At 73.8% G+C, this 17,134-nt stretch carries 14 protein-coding genes and 1 pseudogene; 8 read left to right on the plus strand and 7 right to left on the minus strand.

Going from position 1 to position 17,134, the window contains the following annotated elements; genetic code table 11:
• Positions 1–115: 115 nt before the first annotated feature.
• Positions 116–934, minus strand: coding sequence for a 4'-phosphopantetheinyl transferase superfamily protein (locus tag ABZ659_RS30595; protein WP_360226308.1), 819 nt, complete (start codon positions 932–934; stop codon positions 116–118).
• Complete coding sequence (locus ABZ659_RS30600) at positions 927–1,178, minus strand: MbtH family NRPS accessory protein (RefSeq protein ID WP_360226311.1); 252 nt, start codon at positions 1,176–1,178, stop codon at positions 927–929. Before ABZ659_RS30600 ends, ABZ659_RS30595 begins: the two co-directional genes overlap by 8 nt.
• Positions 1,179–1,439: 261 nt before the next feature.
• Between ABZ659_RS30600 and ABZ659_RS30605 the strand changes: the two genes are divergently transcribed.
• The 4 genes from ABZ659_RS30605 (at position 1,440) to ABZ659_RS30620 (ending at position 8,944) form a co-directional block, all read left to right on the plus strand.
• Positions 1,440–3,764, plus strand: coding sequence for a lantibiotic dehydratase (locus ABZ659_RS30605; protein ID WP_360226314.1), 2,325 nt, complete (start codon positions 1,440–1,442; stop codon positions 3,762–3,764).
• Positions 3,764–5,248, plus strand: coding sequence for an amino acid adenylation domain-containing protein (locus ABZ659_RS30610; RefSeq protein WP_360226317.1), 1,485 nt, complete (start codon positions 3,764–3,766; stop codon positions 5,246–5,248). Before ABZ659_RS30605 ends, ABZ659_RS30610 begins: the two co-directional genes overlap by 1 nt.
• A complete protein-coding gene (locus tag ABZ659_RS30615) occupies positions 5,245–6,513 on the plus strand; it encodes a pyridoxal-phosphate dependent enzyme (RefSeq protein ID WP_360226320.1) in 1,269 nt (422 codons plus the stop codon). Before ABZ659_RS30610 ends, ABZ659_RS30615 begins: the two co-directional genes overlap by 4 nt.
• Before the next feature lie 130 nt (positions 6,514–6,643).
• Positions 6,644–8,944: a lantibiotic dehydratase gene (locus ABZ659_RS30620; protein ID WP_360226323.1), complete on the plus strand. Its 2,301-nt coding sequence runs from the start codon at positions 6,644–6,646 to the stop codon at positions 8,942–8,944.
• Positions 8,945–8,999: 55 nt separating this feature from the next.
• Here the strand turns inward: ABZ659_RS30620 and ABZ659_RS30625 are convergent.
• From ABZ659_RS30625 to ABZ659_RS30635, 3 genes and pseudogenes are all read right to left on the minus strand, one after another.
• Positions 9,000–9,164, minus strand: a pseudogene (locus tag ABZ659_RS30625) (NADP-dependent oxidoreductase); the annotation flags it as partial.
• 36 nt (positions 9,165–9,200) lie between these two features.
• Entirely contained in the window at positions 9,201–9,611 is a 411-nt protein-coding gene (locus tag ABZ659_RS30630) for a (4Fe-4S)-binding protein (RefSeq protein WP_360226326.1), read from the minus strand.
• A 31-nt stretch (positions 9,612–9,642) separates the two neighbouring features.
• Positions 9,643–9,951, minus strand: coding sequence for a GNAT family N-acetyltransferase (locus ABZ659_RS30635; RefSeq protein ID WP_360226329.1), 309 nt, complete (start codon positions 9,949–9,951; stop codon positions 9,643–9,645).
• Between the two features lie 499 nt (positions 9,952–10,450).
• On the opposite strand from ABZ659_RS30635, the gene ABZ659_RS30640 reads away from it, so the two are divergent.
• Positions 10,451–10,915, plus strand: coding sequence for a MarR family transcriptional regulator (locus ABZ659_RS30640; RefSeq protein WP_360226332.1), 465 nt, complete (start codon positions 10,451–10,453; stop codon positions 10,913–10,915).
• Positions 10,916–11,180: 265 nt separating this feature from the next.
• Here ABZ659_RS30640 and ABZ659_RS30645 read toward each other — a convergent pair whose 3' ends face one another.
• Positions 11,181–11,840, minus strand: a complete 660-nt coding sequence (locus ABZ659_RS30645; protein ID WP_360226335.1) for a WHG domain-containing protein — start codon at positions 11,838–11,840, stop codon at positions 11,181–11,183.
• Complete coding sequence (locus ABZ659_RS30650) at positions 11,833–12,516, minus strand: alpha/beta hydrolase (RefSeq protein ID WP_360226338.1); 684 nt, start codon at positions 12,514–12,516, stop codon at positions 11,833–11,835. Before ABZ659_RS30650 ends, ABZ659_RS30645 begins: the two co-directional genes overlap by 8 nt.
• 442 nt (positions 12,517–12,958) lie before the next feature.
• Between ABZ659_RS30650 and ABZ659_RS30655 the strand changes: the two genes are divergently transcribed.
• The 3 genes from ABZ659_RS30655 to ABZ659_RS30665 all read left to right on the plus strand — a co-directional run bounded on the left by ABZ659_RS30655 (position 12,959) and on the right by ABZ659_RS30665 (position 17,133).
• Positions 12,959–14,221 carry a glutaminase gene (locus ABZ659_RS30655; RefSeq protein WP_360226341.1) on the plus strand — a complete coding sequence of 421 codons (1,263 nt, stop codon included), beginning with the start codon at positions 12,959–12,961 and terminating at the stop codon, positions 14,219–14,221.
• 324 nt (positions 14,222–14,545) lie between these two features.
• Positions 14,546–15,388, plus strand: coding sequence for an alpha/beta hydrolase (locus ABZ659_RS30660; protein WP_360226344.1), 843 nt, complete (start codon positions 14,546–14,548; stop codon positions 15,386–15,388).
• Between the two features lie 830 nt (positions 15,389–16,218).
• Positions 16,219–17,133 (plus strand): HipA family kinase, encoded by a 915-nt coding sequence (locus ABZ659_RS30665; protein ID WP_360226347.1) that lies wholly within the window; start codon positions 16,219–16,221, stop codon positions 17,131–17,133.
• Position 17,134 lies beyond the last annotated feature (1 nt).

Raw genomic sequence — 17,134 nt, forward strand, 5'->3', positions numbered from 1 at the left:
CCCCGCCCCCGCGCTGGCCTTGCCCCCCGCCCCCCCCCCCCCCGCCCCGGGGGGGGGGCGCGGGGGGCACTCCCACCGGTCCCCGCCGCGCTGTCGTGTTCCGTCCCGCGGGCGGTCAGGGGGCGCGCCGGGCCACGGCCGCCGCGTACCCCGCCGGGACGACGACGTCCCGGACCGCCCACCCCGGCGCGGGGTCGGTCGGCGCCGGTCCCGTGCCCAGGTAGTCCAGCGCCGGGTCGCGCACCAGCCCCGTGCCCAGCGCCTTGAGGTACGCCTCCTTGCGCACCCAGGCCTGGGTGAACGCGGCCGGACGCCCGTAGCCGGGCAGCCGCGCCAGCTCGTCCGCCTCCGCCGGGTGCAGCGCGGACTGCGCGCTGAGCACCGCCTGGGCGGTGGCCAGCTCCTCCACGTCCACACCCACCGGCGCCGGGGCGAGCGCCACCAGCACCAGGCCGCCGCTGTGCGACAGCGAGAAGTGCACCCCGGGCGTGCGCACCACGGGACGCCCGTGCGGACCGCCGCAGCCCGCGCACGGTTCCCGCGCCAGCGGCAGCGCCTCGGCGCGCATCCCGAGCACGACGCTCAGCACGCCCCGCAGCGCCGCGTGGGCGACGACGTAGGCGTCCCGGTCGCGGTCGTGCCGGAAGGCGCGGGCGCGGGCCCGCTCCTCGGCGTCCAGGACCGTCCCGGCCTGCCGCAGCGCCGCGCCGTCCTGCTCGCCGACCCGGGCCAGGTACAACTCCAGCGGGCCGCGCAGGGCCCGGGGCACCGGCGCCCGCGCCCGTACCCCGGACAGGTCGAGCCCGGACAGGTCGAGGACGGCCGGGCACAGCCGTTCCGGCAGGACCGGGGACGGCTCCGGGGCCCCGGACGGCGCCACCGGCGGGTCGTGGGCCGACGGGCCCGGCAGCAGCCCCGGGTGTCCCTCAGGCATCTGCCCCGGCCAGCCGCCGCCGCAGGCTGAGCGGACGCATGTCCGTCCAGACCACGTCGATGTGGTCCAGGCACGCCTGCCTGCCGCCGCGCGTCCCCTCCGGGTGCCAGCCCGCGGGGAGTTCGCGGTCCGCCCGCCAGATCGAGTACTGCTCCTCGTCGTTGCGCACCACGAGGTACTCCTCGTCGGTGCCCGTGCGGACCTCCTCGGCGTCCGCGCCGTTCGCGAAGTCGGGTTGCGTCACGGTGAACCTCCCGCGGGTGAGTGCGACCGGCCGCAGGTCGCGACCGACGCCGACAGCGTGCCCCCGGGACCCCGGCCGAGGTCAGGGACGAACGCGCCGAACCCGCGGCGCGCGTTGCTGCCGGATCTTCTCTGTCGGCACGCCCCCGCCGCGCGGGACGGTGCTGTCCGGCCGGAGAACCCGGCACACCCGGGACGGGCCACCGTCCGTCCCAGGGCCGGTCGCCTCCCCGTACCCCCCGTTCCACGGAAGGAGCACGCGATGTCGGACGAGCACGCACCTGTCCTGTTGCCGGGCGGAGGCTGGCGGCTGTGGCAGCAGTTCGCGCTGCGCGGGCCGGGCTTCCCCGCCGACGGCGTGCTGCGCCTGGCCCCGCCCGGACTCGCCGAGGCCGCCGACAAGTTCGGCCCCGGCACCCCGCTGGCCGGCCCCGAGTGGGACGGCTTCACCGAGGAGCTGGCCACGGCGGCCGTGCACACCGCCCGCCACCTCCAGCAGGTCGCCGCCCGCCCCCGCTTCCAGGCGGCCCTCGCCTGGCAGAACCCCGCCGTCCTGCGCACCGGCATCGCCCCGTTCCTGCGCTGGACGCCGGGCGTGGACGCGCGCAGCAGTATGCCCCGCCAGCGCGAGGAACTCGTCGCCCACTACTGGCAGCGGTTCTGCGTGAAGAACGACACCATCGGCTTCTTCGGCCCGGTCGGCTGGGGCCACTGGGACCTCGCCGCGCCGGACGCCGTCGCCACCACCCCCGGGGAGGGCTTCCTCGCCGCGGGCGAGGTCTACTTCTCCGGCTGGGCGATCGACGCCCTGGCCAAGGTGCTGGCCGAGGACGCCGACCTGATGCGCTGCGTCCCGCCGCGCCGCGTCTCCATCGTCCGCGCCGCCGACGGGACCGTACGGGTGCCCGGCCGCCCCGCGCAGCCGGTCGGGGAACGCGAGGCGGCCGTCCTCGACCTGTGCGACGGCACCCGGCCGGTGGCCGCGATCGCCACGGAACTGGACCTGCCGGTCGAGGAGGTCACCGGGTGCGTCCGGGAGCTGGTACGGCGCCGCTGGGCCCAGTGGCGCCTGGAGGTGCCCGCGGCCACCCACCCCGACCGCGCCCTGCGCGCCATCCTGGAGCGCGTCCCCGACGCGGCGGCCCGCGACCGCGCGCTGGCCAAGCTGACCGTCCTGGAGGAGCGCCGCGACGCCGTGCGCGCCGCGGGCGACGACGCCGAGGCGCTGACCGCGGCGATCGGCGCCCTGGAGGCCGACTTCGCCGCCCTCACCGACGCCGAGGCGCAGCGCGCCAAGGGCGCCCGTACCGCGCCCTGCCGGGGCCTCGTCTACTCCGACACGCGCCGCGCCGCCACCGCCACCGCCGGGCCCGGCCTCCTCGCCCACCTGGAGCCTCTCCAGCTCTGCCTGACCGCCGCCCGCTGGATGACCAACCGCTTCGCCGACGGCATCCGCGCCCGCCTGCGCACCGTGTACGACCGGCTCGCCGCGGCCGGCGCCCCCGTGGACCTCGCCACCCTGTGGCTGCACACCCTGCCCTCCCCGCACCCCGAGGCGGGCGACCTCATCGACGCCGTCCAGGCCGAACTCCGCGCCAAGTGGACCCGCCTGCTCGCCATCCCGCCCGGCGCGCGCAGCGTCCGGCTGACCACCGCCGACCTCGCCGACCGGGTCCGCGCGGAGTTCGAGGAACCCGGCGACGGCTGGTCCCTGGCCCGCTACATCAGCCCCGACGTCCTGGTCGTCGCGGACGACGCGGCGGCCCTGGCCCGCGGCGACGTCCAGCTGGTCCTCGGCGAGATGCACTGCGCCCTGAACACCATGGGCGCCTCCCTCTTCGTCCACCAGCACCCCGACCGCGACGAGCTGCTGGCGGAGACCACCCGTGACTTCCCCGGCCCCCGCCTGCTGCCGATGCTCCCCAAGGAACTGCCCCAGAAGTGGTCCACCCGCAGCCGCCCCGCACTCGACCGCGACGAGGACCACTACGTCGCCCTCGTCGACCAGACCGGGGACCCGCACCGCCCGCGCACCGTGCTCAGCGCCGACGTCCTGGTCGAGGACGGCGACGGCAGGCTGACCGCCGTCCTGCCCGACGGGACCCGCTACGACCTCCTCGACGTCTACGCCAACACCCTCACCCAGCGGGTGATGGACCGCTTCACCCTGCGCCCCGAGGGCGAGCACACCCCGCGCGTCACCGTCGACCGCATGACCCTCGCCCGCGAGACCTGGAACCTCCCGGTCGGCGAGGCCGACTTCGCCGACGAGAAGTCGGAGGCCGCGCGGTTCGTCCGGGCCCGGCACTGGCAGCGCCGCCACGACCTGCCGCGCTTCGTCTTCGTCGTCTCCCCGACCGAACCCCGCCCGTTCTACGTCGACTTCGACAGCCCCGTGTACACGACCATCCTCGCCAAGGCCGCCCGCCGCCTCGCCCGCAAGGACCCCGGGGCCCGGCTGAAGGTCAGCGAGATGCTGCCCACCCCCGAACAGGCGTGGCTCACCGACGCCGAGGGGCGGCGCTACACCTCCGAGCTCCGGTTCGTGGCCGTCGACCAGACCGTCCGCTCCGGTGAGGAGCGGTGATGCGCACCCTCGCCGACGACCTCGCCGAGCACGCCGCCCGGCATCCGGAGCGGATCGCCCTGGACACCCCCGACGGCACGGTGACCTACGGCCAGCTCGACGCCCGCGTCACCGAGCTGACCCGCCTGCTGCACGCCCACGGCGTCGGCCCGGAGACCGTGTGCGCCGTCGCCGTCGAGCACGGCCGGGACGCGGTCGCCGCCATCGCCGCCGTCCTGCGCCGCGGCGCCGCCTTCCTCACCCTGGACGTGGGCCAGCCCCGCGACCGGCTGGCGTCCTTCGTCCGCACCGCGGGCGCCCGCCTCCTGCTGACCACCCCCGCCCACGCCCGCACCCTCGACCTCGGCCTCCCCGTCCTCTCCCTGGACCGCCCGGCCCCCGCCGGGGACCCGCCGCCGCGGCCCGTCGAACCCCGGGCGCTCGCCTACGTCAGCCACACCTCGGGCAGCACCGGCGAACCGAGCCCCGTCCTCGTCGAGCACCACGCCCTCGACGGCTACCTGCGCGACACCGCCCACGCCCTCGGCCTGGGCCCGCACACCGTCGCCCTGCAGACCGCGCCGCTCGGCTACGACGCCTCGATCCGCGACACCTTCGCGCCCCTGCTGGCCGGAGCCCGCCTCGTCCTCGTCGAACGCGCCCGGCTGCTGCGCCCCGCCGAGTTCGCCCGTACCGTGCGCGAGCACCGCGTCACCGCCCTGCTCAGCGTCACCCCGTCCTTCCTCACCCACCTGGCGGCCCAGCGCGACCTGCCCGACCCGCTGACCGGCGTCGCCCTCGTCGCCTCCAGCGGCGAGTCCCTGCGCCCCTTCCTCGCCTCCGGCGGGCGCCGCCTCGTCCCCGGCCGCCTCGTCAACCAGTACGGCCCGACCGAGTGCACCATGACGACCACCCGCCACGACGTCCCCGCCGACCCCGACCCGGCCCACGACGTCGTCGGCCCGCCCCGGACCGGCGCCGTCGTGCGCGTCCTCGGCCCCGACCTCACGCCCGTCCCCGACGGCACCGTGGGCGAGGTGTACATCGGCGGCACCGGCGTCGCCCGCGGCTACGGCGGCCTCCCGGCCCGCACCGCCGCCAGCTTCGTCCCCGACCCCTACGGCCCACCCGGCTCCCGCCTCTACCGCACCGGCGACCTCGGCCGGTGGAGCCCCGAGGGCCTGCGCTACGAGGGCCGTGGCGACCGCCAGGTCAAGATCCGCGGCTACCGCGTGGACCCCGCCGAGATCGAGGGCGCCCTGCTCACCCACCCCGGCGTCACCGGCGCCGTCGTCACCGCGCACACCGACGACCGGGGCCGCGCCTACCTGGCCGCCCACCTCACCGGCGACCCCGTCACCACCGACGCCGCCCTCCGCTCCCATCTGCTCCGCACCCTGCCGCCGCACCTCCTGCCGCGCCACTTCCACCGCCACACCACCCTGCCCACCACCCGCGGCGGCAAGGCCGACCGCCGCCGCCTGGTCGCCGGAAGCCCCGCATGAGCACGCCCACCACCACCAGCCACCGCCCCGGCCCGCCCGCGCCCCCGGCGCGCCTCCTCGGCCCGCCCCGCCCCGCCGACCTCGCCACCGCCGCCGCCCGCATCGCCCCGTACACCGTCCGCACCCCGCTGCTGCCCGGCCCGGTGACCGCCGCCTGCGGTCCCCACCTGCTGCTCAAGGCCGAACACCGCCAGCTCGGCGGCTCGTTCAAGACGCGCGGGGCCGCCAACGCGGTCCTCGCCCTCGGCGCCCGGCACGTCGTCACCGGCTCGTCCGGCAACCACGGCATCGCCCTCGCCCGGCTCGCCCGCACCCTCGGCCTGCGGCTGACCGTCGTCCTCGCGGCGGGCTCCGCGCCCGCCAAGGCCGCCGCCATCCAGGCGCTGGGCGCCGAGACGGTCCGGGTGGGCGGGGGAGTGGCCGAACGCGAGGAACGCGCCCGGGCCCTCGCCGACGCGACCGGCGCCGCCCTCGTCCCCTCCTCCGACCACCCCCTGGTGGTCGCCGGGCAGGGCACGGTCGGCCTCGAAGTCCTCGCCGACGCCCCCCACGCCGAGACGGTGTACGTCCCGGTCGGCGGCGGCGGCCTCCTCGCCGGTGTCTGCCTCGCCGCCGCGGACCACCCCGTCCGCGTGGTCGGCGTCGAACCCGCCCTCACCCCGCGCTACGCCCGCTCCCTCGCCGCCGGACACCCCGTCACGCTGCCGCCGAGCGCCACCGTCGCGGACGGCCTGCGCGGCCAGTGCCCCGGACACACCACCTACCCCGTCATCCGCGACCGGGTCGACGACCTGGTCGCCGTCGGCGAGGCCGAGATCCTCGCCGCCACCACCCTGCTGCGCCGCCACGGCGTCGACGCCGAACCCAGCGGGGCCGTCGCCCTGGCCGGGGCGCTGCGCGCCGGCCGCCGTGGACCCGCCGTGGCCATCGTCTCGGGCGGCAACACCGCCGCCCGCCTGCTCACCCCGCACCACCCACCCACCCACCACCGCCGAGGAGCCCACGCCATGACCGAGAACACCGCCACCGCCGTCAGCACCCTCGACCTGCTCGTCGACGTCTTCCGCGACGTGCTGGACCTGGCCGACCTCACCGCGGACACCGACTTCTACGAGGCGGGCGGCGACTCCCTGACCGCCTTCCAGATCACCGGCCGCCTCCAGGAACTCCTCGGCGCCGACGACATCCCGGTCTCCCTGGTCTTCGCCTACCCGACGCCCCGCGACCTCGCCGAGGTCGTCGACGCCGACTACGGCCGCGCCTGACCCGCCACGGCGGCACGCCCCACCGGTTCCCGGCCCCGCCCCCCTGACCCGTACGGGGCCGGGGAACCGGAGCGCCCGCCACCCCCGCCCCACCCCCCATCCCCTTCCGCGCCCGTCAAGGAGTGCCGCGATGACCGACGACCTCGCCCCGTCCCTCGGCCGCTGGCGGCTGTGGCAGCAGTTCGCGCTGCGCGGGCCGGGCTTCCCCGCCGACGGCGTGCTGCGCCTGGCCCCGCCCGGACTCGCCGAGGCCGCCGACAAGTTCGGCCCCGGCACCCCGCTGGCCGGCCCCGAGTGGGACGGCTTCACCGAGGAGCTGGCCACGGCGGCCGTGGAGACCGCCCACGTCCTCCAGGACATCGCCCGCACCCCGGCCTTCCGGCAGGCGGTGGCCTGGCAGAACCGGCCCGTGCTCACCTCCGGCATCGCCCCGTTCCTGCGCTGGACGCCGGGCGTGGACGCGCGCAGCAGTATGCCCCGCCAGCGCGAGGAACTCGTCGCCCACTACTGGCAGCGGTTCTGCGTGAAGAACGACACCATCGGCTTCTTCGGCCCGGTCGGCTGGGGCCACTGGGACGCCGAGGCGTCCGGCGCCGCGGTCGACACCGGGTCCGGCCTGATCGCCGACTCCACCGTCTACTGGGCCAGTTGGGGCATCGACGCCCTGGCGAAGCTCCTGGACGCGGACCCGGCGCTGCGTGACTGGACCGCCCCGCGCCGGGTGCCGTTCGTCGCGGTGGACGGCGACCTGGTGCGGGTACCCGGCCGCCGCCCGACGACCGTGGACGCCGGGACGGCCGCCGTCCTCACCCGCTGCGACGGCGTCCACCGGGCCCGCGACATCGCCGCCGCCCTGCCCGGCACCGACGTCCCCGCGGTCCTGGCCGACCTGGTCGCCCGCCGCTGGGTGACCTGGCGCCTGGAGGTCCCCGCGGGCACCCACCCCGACCGCGCCCTGCGCGCCTGGCTGGACACGGTCGGCGAACCGGGCCCCCGGCAGCGCGCGCTCGCCGCCCTGGACCGCCTGGAGGAGGGCCGGGCGAAGGTCGCCGCCGCCACCGACGCGGACACCCTCGTCGCCGCGCTCCAGGAGCTGGAACGCGACTTCACGGACCTGACCGACACCGCCGCCGTCCGGGAGAAGTCCGCGTCCACGGCGCCCTGCCGCGCCCTCGTCTACTCCGACACCCGGCGCTCCGCCACCGCCCGCCTCGGCCCCGCCGTCCTCGACGCGCTGTCCCCGCTGCGCCCGGTGATGGACAGCGCGGGCTGGCTCACCGCCCGGCTGGCCGCCACCGTCGCGGCCGAGGCCCGTACGGTGTACGACCGGCTCGCCGCCGACGGCCCGGTGGACCTGGCCTCCTTCTGGTTCGGGTGCCTGCCGGTCCTGCACGGCACCGCCCGCGCCGCCGCGGCGGACCTGCAACGGGAGTTCGCCGCCCGCTGGCAGCGCGTCCTCGCGGTCCCGGAGGGAGCCCGCCGCGTGCACGCCCGCTCGGCCGACGTCGAGGAGGCCGTACGCCGGGAGTTCGGCGACAGCGGCGGTGGCTGGACCGCCGCCCGCTACCTCAGCCCGGACATCATGATCGCCGCCGACGGCCCGGAGGCCGCCGCGCGCGGTGACCTCACCCTCGTCCTCGGCGAACTCCACCTGGCCTCGAACACGCTGGCGGCCTCGCTCTTCACCCACCAGCACCCGGCGGTCGAGGAGCTGTTCGCCCTCACCGACCGCGACCACCCCGGCCCACGCCTGCTCCCCGTGATCCCCAAGGAACACCGAGCCCGCCTCTCCACCCGGGTCCGGCAGACGCTGGTGCGGCCCGAGGACTACCAGGTCGCCCTCACCGACTTCACCGCCGACCCCGCCCACCCCCGGGCCGTCCGCAGCGCCGACGCCGTCGTCGAGGAACACGACGGCGCCCTCGTCGTCCGCCTCCCGGACGGCGCGGTCTTCCCGGCGGTGGACGTCTTCGCGCACGTCCTGACCACGCTGTCGATGGACCTGTGCCAGTTCCTGCCCGCCGCCGCGCACACCCCGCGCGTCACCGTCGACCGCCTGGTCATCGCCCGCGAGACCTGGCGCCTGCCCGCCGCGGACGCCCCCTTCGCCGACGCCAAGGACGAGGCCCGCCGCTTCGTCCAGGCCCGGCAGTGGCGCGCCCGCCACGACCTGCCCCGCTACGTCTTCGTCGTCTCCCCGACCGAGTCCCGCCCCTTCTACGTCGACTTCGACAGCCCGGTCTACGTCACCATCCTCGCCAAGGCCCTCCGCCGCCTCGCCCGCAAGGACCCGCACGGCACGGTCACGATCACGGAGATGCTCCCCACCCCGGAGCAGACCTGGCTCACCGACGACGAAGGCCGCCGCTACACCTCGGAACTACGCTTCGTCGCCTTCGACACCCGCTTCGGTGCCATGCGCACCTCATGAGATGCCCGTCTGGGACGACCGAGCGGCGGGGCCTGCGGCGATGGGCCACGCGGGGGAGGACGCGTGCCGGGCCACCGGCGAGCGCGATCGAGTCCGGGATCTCACCGCGGCCGCACGCGTCGAGGACCGCGTCGACGCCCTGGGCAGAGAGCGCTCGAACGCGGTCGACCAAGCCCTCGCCGTAGGCGACCGGTTCGACACCGGGGGAGCGGAGTTGGTCACGGTCCTGCGAGGGCACCACGCGGGTACGGCGGCCTCACCGGCCGCAGGGCCCCGCGTGGTCGCAGTAGGGCTGCAGGCGGCTCTGTCCACAGCCGCACAGCACGGCTCGGGTCTCGGCCTGCGGGCCCTGCGGTGTGTCCACACGCAGCTCGCCGCGCACGATCAGCTCACCGGTGAGACCGCGGGTGATCGTGGTGGGCCGGTCGGGTGTCTCCGCCCCGCCGTCGGCGCGTGTGTACTGCAGGACGCCCGAGGGGCAGCGCCGCACCACTTCGGCCAGCTGATCGGCCGTGGCGTTGTCCGGCTGGATCCAGGGACGCTTCGTCGGGTCGAACACCTCGGGCAGGCCGTGGACGCATTCGGCGGCGTGCAGACAGCGCCTGGCCTCGAAGGTCACCGTGATCGACGCTGCCTCGTACGCCCTCTGCTCGGATTCGCGGCTCATGCCCGCCTCCGTCCTCGCTGTACGCGTCATCTCAGTCACTGACCTTGCTGCGGGACTGGTACAGCAGGTCCTGGTACTCGGGGTGCCGGGCGATCCAGCCCGCGATGAAGGGGCAGGTGGCGAGCACCCGCAGCTCCGCCGCGCGTGCCTCGTCGAGCGCGGTGCGGGCCAGCGCGGACCCCACTCCCCTGCCCTCGTACCGCGGCTCGACCTCGGTGTGCACGAACGCGATGAGCTCCGTCGTGCGGATGTACTGCGCGATGCCCGCGGGCTCGGATTCCCCGTCGACGCGGGCCTCGTAGCGCTTCGCCTCGGGAGCGTCGCTGACCTCGACTGCCATGTGTCCTCCTTGGGGCCCGCCACCACTCGCTCGACGGGTCCCCGTCGGCGAGGTCTCCACGCTACCCCGGCTCGGTTGATGTATCAACTTAATGCCGCGGCGGGGCGTCCGCGCCGCGGGCGACCTGTGAGCCTGGTCCGGCGGATCGGGCGGATCGGGCGAATTGGGCGGATCTGGCGGGTCGGGCGGATCGGGCGGGTCGGGCGGGTCGGTGTCCGTGAACCCGACCGCCCCGGAGACGTTCGCCGCTCGCGGTCGGTCACCCTCGTCGGCTGCCCGCCCCGCGGACCGTCCTCGCAACCCCCGGCCGTAGCGCGACGACCGGGCCGTCGGCCCGGGCGCGCCTCGGCTCGGACCGTCTTCCGTGACCGGCGTCACGAACCGCAACCCGCGAAGAACGCCCCCGACGCCCCGACGCCTGCGTGATCCGGACAGCCATCGTCACCAGCCGCGGTCGGCGGTATGGATGAGCTCCCGAAGATCTCGTTAGGCTCGCTCCATGAACGCATCACCTCGCTGGCTGACCCGGGAGGAGCAGGCTGCCTGGGACGGTTTCATCCGCATGCAGGAGAAGCTCATCGGACGCCTTTCCCGCAACGTCCAGGCCGACTCCCGGATGTCCGCCTCCGACTTCATCGTGCTGGCCAAGCTCACCGAAGCCGGGGGGCGGATGCGCTTCATGGACCTGACCAAGCTGGTGGAGTGGGAGAAGAGCCGCATGTCCCACCAGGTCGGACGGATGGTGAAGCGTGGCCTGGTGGCCAAGGAGGAGTGCCCCGACGACGGGCGCGGAGCCTTCATCGTCGCCACCCCGGCCGGCTACCAGGCGATCGAGGACGCCGCGCCCCTGCACGTCGAGCACGTCCGCCGACTGTTCATCGACGCCCTGACGAAGGACGAGCTCGCCACCCTCGCCAGGATCTCGGCCCATGTCCTGGAGCACCTCGAGAAGCAGCCCGACTGACCGGTCCGCAGTCACCTGCCCGGGGGACGCGGAGCCCGATGCGCCCGCGTCCCGGGGAAACGGGCGCGTCCGCGAAGGGCTCGACGAGGTCGGTCGGCCACCTTGTCACGCAGGACCGGAAGCGGGTCATGGGGTGCTTCCCCAAGGAGCACGAGCAAAGGAGCACGGGCAGGGACATCGCCGCGCCGGGGATCGCCACCGGTGGGTCGAGGCGGGTCCAGCACCCGCGGGGTGGCCGTCCAGCCGACCGCCTCGGTCAGGAACCTCAGCCCTGGAGCGGTGGCGCTGCGGTTCCGGGAGTCGGCGGCCCGGGTAACGGCCCCTCTCCGGCATGGAGCGGCGCGGCGTCGGGTCCCCCGTTGGCGGCCTCCGCCCGCATACCGCTGATGAGCGTGTCGACGATGAACTGGTAGCTGTCGGCGGGGTCGCGCTCCATCTGGAAGGCGTTGTCGCCTTCCAGGCCGACGATGCCGTGGATGACGGTGCGCAGGGCTCGGACCGCGTCGATGGCGCGCTCGTCGGTCAGCCCGAAGCCCGCGACCGCGTCGAACAGGACCTGCACCGTTTCCTGGGCCGCGGCCTGGTACTCCTCGTCCTCGGGGGGCGGGACGCGGATGCTGGCGGCGTACCGGCCGGGGTGGTCGAGGGCCCACTTTCGGTACGTCTGGGCGATCGCCCGGACGGCGTCCGGAGCGGACCGGCCGACGGCGGCCCGGGCCAGGACGGCGCCGATGTCGCGGACGGCCTGGAGGCCGACGCCCCGCTGGAGGGCGTCCAGCGAATCGACGTGCTTGTACAGCGACGGTGTCCGCACGCCGACTCGCTTGGCCAGCAGGACCATGGTCAACCCGGCGAGGCCGACCTCGTCGGCGAGTTCGGACGCGGCCGCGACGACCGTGGCCCGGTCGAGTCCGGCCCTAGGCACCGGCCCTCCCCAGGAACGAGCGCACCAGGCCGACCACGTCCGAGGGGAACTGGACGTGCGGGTAGTGGCCGGCCCCCGGGAGCATCTCGAGCCGGCCGACGCCCTCCGGCAGCGCGGCCACGATGGCCTCTCCCTCGGCCTTCGGGTCACCCCAGTCGGGATCGAGGGTGCCCATGACGACCAGGACCGGGCAGCGCACGTGACCGAGCTGGGCACCGGCGTCGGCAGCGCTGTTCATCTGCTTCCGCAGCGCCTTCATACGGCCCGGCTCGCGCAGCATCGCGTCGGTGCGCTCCAGGCTCGCGGCCCAGTCCGCCGGACGCGGTTCCGGCGTCGCGATCTCCAGGTACTTCCGCCACTGCCTACGGCTGCCAAGCACCGCGACGGCCGAGATCGCCGACGCGCCCCTGCGGTAGCGGGACAGGCCCAGGGCGCTCAGCGAGAACTCCACCTTGCGGGTGAACGGCGCCAGTTCGACGACGGCGCTCACGAGCGTCGGCGCCTTGGCGGCGGCGATCGTCGCGGCACCGCCGGAGATGGAGTGGCCGACCAGCACCGCGGGACCGCCGAGGTGCTCGATCAGTGCGACCAGATCGCCGGCGATGTCGGTCCGGGTGTAGGACGGCCATGTCGCGGTCGACTCACCGCTGCCTTCCCCATCCGCCTGGTTCCCCACGCCACCTCCGCCGATCTAGTTGACATGTAAACTTTTACACCGCTCTGGTTTACATGTCAACTAGATGCCGACGTGGTGGGTACGACCACACGTCAGCGAACCCGGTGCGCTTGCTGCGGCGTCTCCGGCGCCCGGCTCACGGGACCCTCTGATCGTCTGCGTGGGAACCGCTGGAGGACGACGACACACGGGGCCCGGTCGGCGGAGAACTCGCCTAGGTCGCCCGGGACGGTCGTCACGAGCGACGCCACCGCACCCCGACACGACGAAAGCGTTGAACGCGATGGATATCCACGAGTGATCGCCGCACTCGTGCAAGCGTGAGGTCGTCTCCCTGACCGCGTCGACAATGTGACCGTGAAATGCTGTCAGTCGCAGCCCGATGGGGGGCGCGCCCGGCGGCTCGCGCAGCGTGAGGATTTCGATTGTGCATGGAGGACGAATGCGGCCGATCATTCCCGACTACTTGGCCGAGGTGCTGGGAGATGTGAGGTCGGATACGTCCGGAGCCCTGGCGGCATACATTCCCGAGCTGGCAATGGCGGACCCCGAGCGCCTCGGAGTGGCTTTTGCCATGACCGGCGGAGAGGTCTACGGCGCGGGCGATATCGATATCGAGTTCACCATTCAATCGATCTCCAAGCCGTTCGCGTACGCGCTGGCTCTGTCTGACCGCGGATTCGCCCCGGTGCTCGCCAAGGTCGGTGTCGAGCCGTCCGGAGAGGCGTTCAACGAGATCTCCCTCGAAAGCGACACCGGACGCCCCCTCAATCCCATGATCAATGCCGGCGCGATCACTGTGCACTCACTGACCGGCGCGGAGGAACTGACGCCGACGGAGCGTGCGCAACGCGTACTCCGAGGTCTCTCGGCTTTCGCGGGTCGTCAGCTGCGGACGGATGACTCGGTATGCGCGTCAGAGATGGAGAACGCGCACCGCAACCTCGCCATCGCGCACATGCTCCGCAGTCATGACGTCCTCACCGACGATCCCAGATCCATCGTGGACGGCTATGTCCGCCAGTGTTCCGTGCTCGTCACCACACGAGATCTGGCCATGATGGCCGCGACGTTGGCCAACCGGGGGAAGAACCCTCTCTCGGGTGAGCAGGTGGTGCCGGAAGCGGTGGTACGTCAGGTGCTGAGCGTCATGTTCAGCTGTGGAATGTATGACGCCGCCGGTGACTGGGCGACCCAGGTCGGCATCCCGGCGAAGAGCGGGGTGGCCGGGGGCCTGATCGGCGCGCTACCCGGGCAGATCGGTATTGCCACGTTCTCTCCACGGCTGGACAGACACGGGAACAGTGTTCGCGGGGTGTCACTGTTCGAGCGGTTCTCTTCGGACATGGGTCTGCATGTGATGGAGGTCCCCGCCGCATCGCGGGCCGTCGTGCGGTCCCACCACGTCGTCGGCGATGGACCGGAGGCGCTCCGGGTCCTGCAACTGCAGGGCGGCATCGGCTTCGCCGGCGCGGAGAGAATCTCCCAGGAAGCCGAGGGCATTTCACCTTCGGACGTCAGGGTGGCCCTGGACCTGACAAGGGTCCATTCGATCGACGACGTTGCGCGGCGTATGCTGCTGGAAGTCGCACGCCGACTGACGCTGAATGGTCACGACGTCTACCTCGTCGATCCAGAATCGATCGTTCCCGATCCCGACCCCGGTAATGGCGGCCGAGTCACCGTCCTTAGCGGTCTCCCGTAACTGCTGGTCAGGGGTGGGATGATCGTGCCGCGGCTGGTGTGACCAGGGCCTCGGAGCCCTCATGGAGTCGGCCCGTTCACAGGGCTGAGCCCGCAGCAGCCGTGCCTCAGGAAACCTACGGGCGAACTCCCCACGATATGCGTCGCCCTGCCTTCCACGCAGCGACCGCGGGAGGAGGCCGGACCGGTTGAACCCGCTGGGTGGAATTCGCGCCCCGCCGCAGGCCGACGCGGAGCCGCGACCTCGATCCACCCCCCGTTACCACCGAGACTTCACACGCATGATGTCGGCCGGCGTCCGCGCCGGCCCGGAAGGGAAGAAGACATGGGTTACATCACCGTCGGCACGGAGAACAGCACGCCGGTCGAGCTCTACTACGAGGACCAGGGCTCCGGACAGCCGGTCGTCCTGATCCACGGCTACCCCCTGAACGGGCACAGCTGGGAACGTCAGACGCGCGAGCTGCTCGCCCAGGGCTATCGGGTCATCACCTATGACCGTCGGGGCTTCGGCCAGTCGTCGAAGGTGAACTCCGGTTACGACTACGACACCTTCGCCGCCGACCTGAACACGGTCCTTGAGACCCTGGACCTGAACGACGTCGTCCTCGTGGGTTTCTCGATGGGCACCGGGGAACTCGCTCGCTACGTGCGTCGCTACGGTCATGAGCGTGTCGCGAAGCTCGCCTTCCTCGCCTCGCTCGAACCGTTCCTCGTCGCCCGCGACGACAACCCCGACGGCGTGCCGCAGGAGGTCTTCGACGGCATCGCCGCGACCGCGAAGGCGGATCGGTACGCCTGGTACAAGCAGTTCTACGCGGACTTCTACAACCTCGACGAGAACCTCGGCACGCGTATCAGCGAGGAGGTCGTGACCGGCAGCTGGAACGTCGCGATCAGCAGCGCTCCCGTGGCCGCGTACGCCGTGGTACCGGCATGGATCGAGGACTTCCGCGACGATGTCGAGGCGGTCCGCGCGAGCGGCAGGCCCGCACTGATCCTGCACGGGACGAAGGACAACATCCTCCCGATCGACGCCACCGGGCGCCGCTTCCACGAGGCATTCCCCGAGGCCGACTACGTCGAGGTCGAGGGAGCGCCGCACGGCCTGCTCTGGACCCACGCCGAAGAGGTCAACACCGCGCTGCGCGACTTCCTCGCGAAGTGACGGTGGACGACGTGCTCCACTGACGGCTTCTCACGACGCGGATCCGCGTCGTCGCCGTCGACGAGGGGCGGGTGTGACGCCGAACGGTCGTTGAGCCGCCATACCCGCCCCTCGGGGGCCGTTCCCGACCGTCATCCGACGTGCCGCGTTCCTCTACGTGAAGGACGCGTCCGAGTACCTCGCTCTTCCTCCACACACGCCGGGGAGCCCGTGGACCCGCGCGACGGATCCATCGCGCCGGCCGACTACGTCGCCTCGCACCGGGCGCCGGGTACCAGCGGTGTTCCCGAGACCCCGGAGGACCAGGAGCGCGGCGCGCGCCTTCACATCGTTCCGCGTCGGTGAGAACTCCCGCCCCGGAAGAGCACGGCGGCCGAACCTCGCGCGCACACGGCCAAGCTGGCGGCCACGGTCTCTCCCGTCGACTACCGGCGTGGCGTCCCGTCTGAGCTGCCGGGCATCCCGGCGGCAGCCGTCGACGACGAGCGGCTCGCCCGGAACCCCGTGCGCGCGAGGTCCGTGCGCCGGCCGAGGGCGCCGAAGGAGCGCCTCGGTCATGCTGGAGGCGGGGGACGCCACGGTGCCGCCGGCACGGTGGTCCGGGTCTCCTCCCCGGCTGTCACGTCTGGTCACTATGCTCACCTCATGCCGGAGGCCGGAAGCAGGCGGCGCACCGCCACGGGCGGACGAACCGGGGAGAACGAGGGACGAGTACGCCGGCAGGAACTCCGCGGAGTCTCCCCAGCGCTGAGCGGGGAGGATCCCCTGGATCGCACCGCGTGGGAGCGTGCCGTGAAATGTAAGGCAATCGAGCTACGGGGCCTTGGAAGATGTTGAGAGAGGTCACCGCGACCCGGTACGTCGAACCCCTCCGCTCCGGCGGCTCCGTGCCCGGGATCGTCGAGGCCGACGACCTCGGCATGTACGTCGTGAAGTTCACCGGCTCCGCGCAGGGGCACAAGGCACTGGTCGCCGAGGTGATCGTCGGGGAGCTGGCGCGGGCGCTGGGGCTGCGGTTCCCGGAGCTGGTGCTGGTGCACTTCGACCCGGCGATCGCCGCGGACGAGCCGCACCAGGAGGTGCGGGACCTGCACGGCGCCAGCGCGGGGGTCAACCTCGGGATGGACTGGCTGCCGGGTGCGCGCGACTTCACGCCCGAGGTCGCCGAGACGTTCCCGGTCGATCCGGTGGAGGCGGGGCGGGTCGTCTGGCTGGACGCCCTGACGGTGAACGTGGACCGCACGGTCCACAGCTCCAACCTGATGGTGTGGCCCACCGCCGGGGCCGCCCCGCCCCGGCTGTGGCTGATCGACCACGGCGCGGCGCTCGTCTTCCACCACCGCTGGGACCTCTCGGCGCCGGGGAAGGTGTACGACTTCCGGCACCACGCCCTGGGCCAGTACGGCCCCGACCTGCGCGCCGCCGACGCCGAGCTGGCGCCGGAGGTGACCGAGGAGCTGCTGCGCGCGGTGGTCGCCGAGGTGCCGGACGCCTGGCTGGCCGAGGAGGCGGACTTCGCCACGCCGGACGCCGTCCGGGAGGCGTACGTGGGCTACCTCCACGCGCGTGTGCGCGCCTCCGCGGCCTGGCTGCCGACCGGCTTCCCCACCCGGGAGGAGGTCGCCGCCGAGGAGGCCCAGCGCGCGGCGCGGACCCGGCGCGGGCGGCCGGACTGGCTCAAGCGGGTCCCCGACCTGCACGGCCGACCGGCCGCGGAACAGGACTGGTCGGTCCACCTGGAGTGAC

Origin of the sequence: Streptomyces sp. NPDC006997 (assembly GCF_040635175.1) — a bacterium.
Taxonomy (GTDB): domain Bacteria; phylum Actinomycetota; class Actinomycetes; order Streptomycetales; family Streptomycetaceae; genus Streptomyces.

Coding starts and splice junctions, on each gene's coding strand:
- ABZ659_RS30595 (WP_360226308.1), bottom strand. CDS start 934: ATGCCTGAGGGACACCCGGGGCTGCTGCCGGGCCCGTCGGCCCACGAC.
- ABZ659_RS30605 (WP_360226314.1), top strand. CDS start 1,440: ATGTCGGACGAGCACGCACCTGTCCTGTTGCCGGGCGGAGGCTGGCGG.
- ABZ659_RS30610 (WP_360226317.1), top strand. CDS start 3,764: ATGCGCACCCTCGCCGACGACCTCGCCGAGCACGCCGCCCGGCATCCG.
- ABZ659_RS30615 (WP_360226320.1), top strand. CDS start 5,245: ATGAGCACGCCCACCACCACCAGCCACCGCCCCGGCCCGCCCGCGCCC.
- ABZ659_RS30620 (WP_360226323.1), top strand. CDS start 6,644: ATGACCGACGACCTCGCCCCGTCCCTCGGCCGCTGGCGGCTGTGGCAG.
- ABZ659_RS30630 (WP_360226326.1), bottom strand. CDS start 9,611: ATGAGCCGCGAATCCGAGCAGAGGGCGTACGAGGCAGCGTCGATCACG.
- ABZ659_RS30635 (WP_360226329.1), bottom strand. CDS start 9,951: ATGGCAGTCGAGGTCAGCGACGCTCCCGAGGCGAAGCGCTACGAGGCC.
- ABZ659_RS30640 (WP_360226332.1), top strand. CDS start 10,451: ATGAACGCATCACCTCGCTGGCTGACCCGGGAGGAGCAGGCTGCCTGG.
- ABZ659_RS30655 (WP_360226341.1), top strand. CDS start 12,959: ATGCGGCCGATCATTCCCGACTACTTGGCCGAGGTGCTGGGAGATGTG.
- ABZ659_RS30660 (WP_360226344.1), top strand. CDS start 14,546: ATGGGTTACATCACCGTCGGCACGGAGAACAGCACGCCGGTCGAGCTC.
- ABZ659_RS30665 (WP_360226347.1), top strand. CDS start 16,219: ATGTTGAGAGAGGTCACCGCGACCCGGTACGTCGAACCCCTCCGCTCC.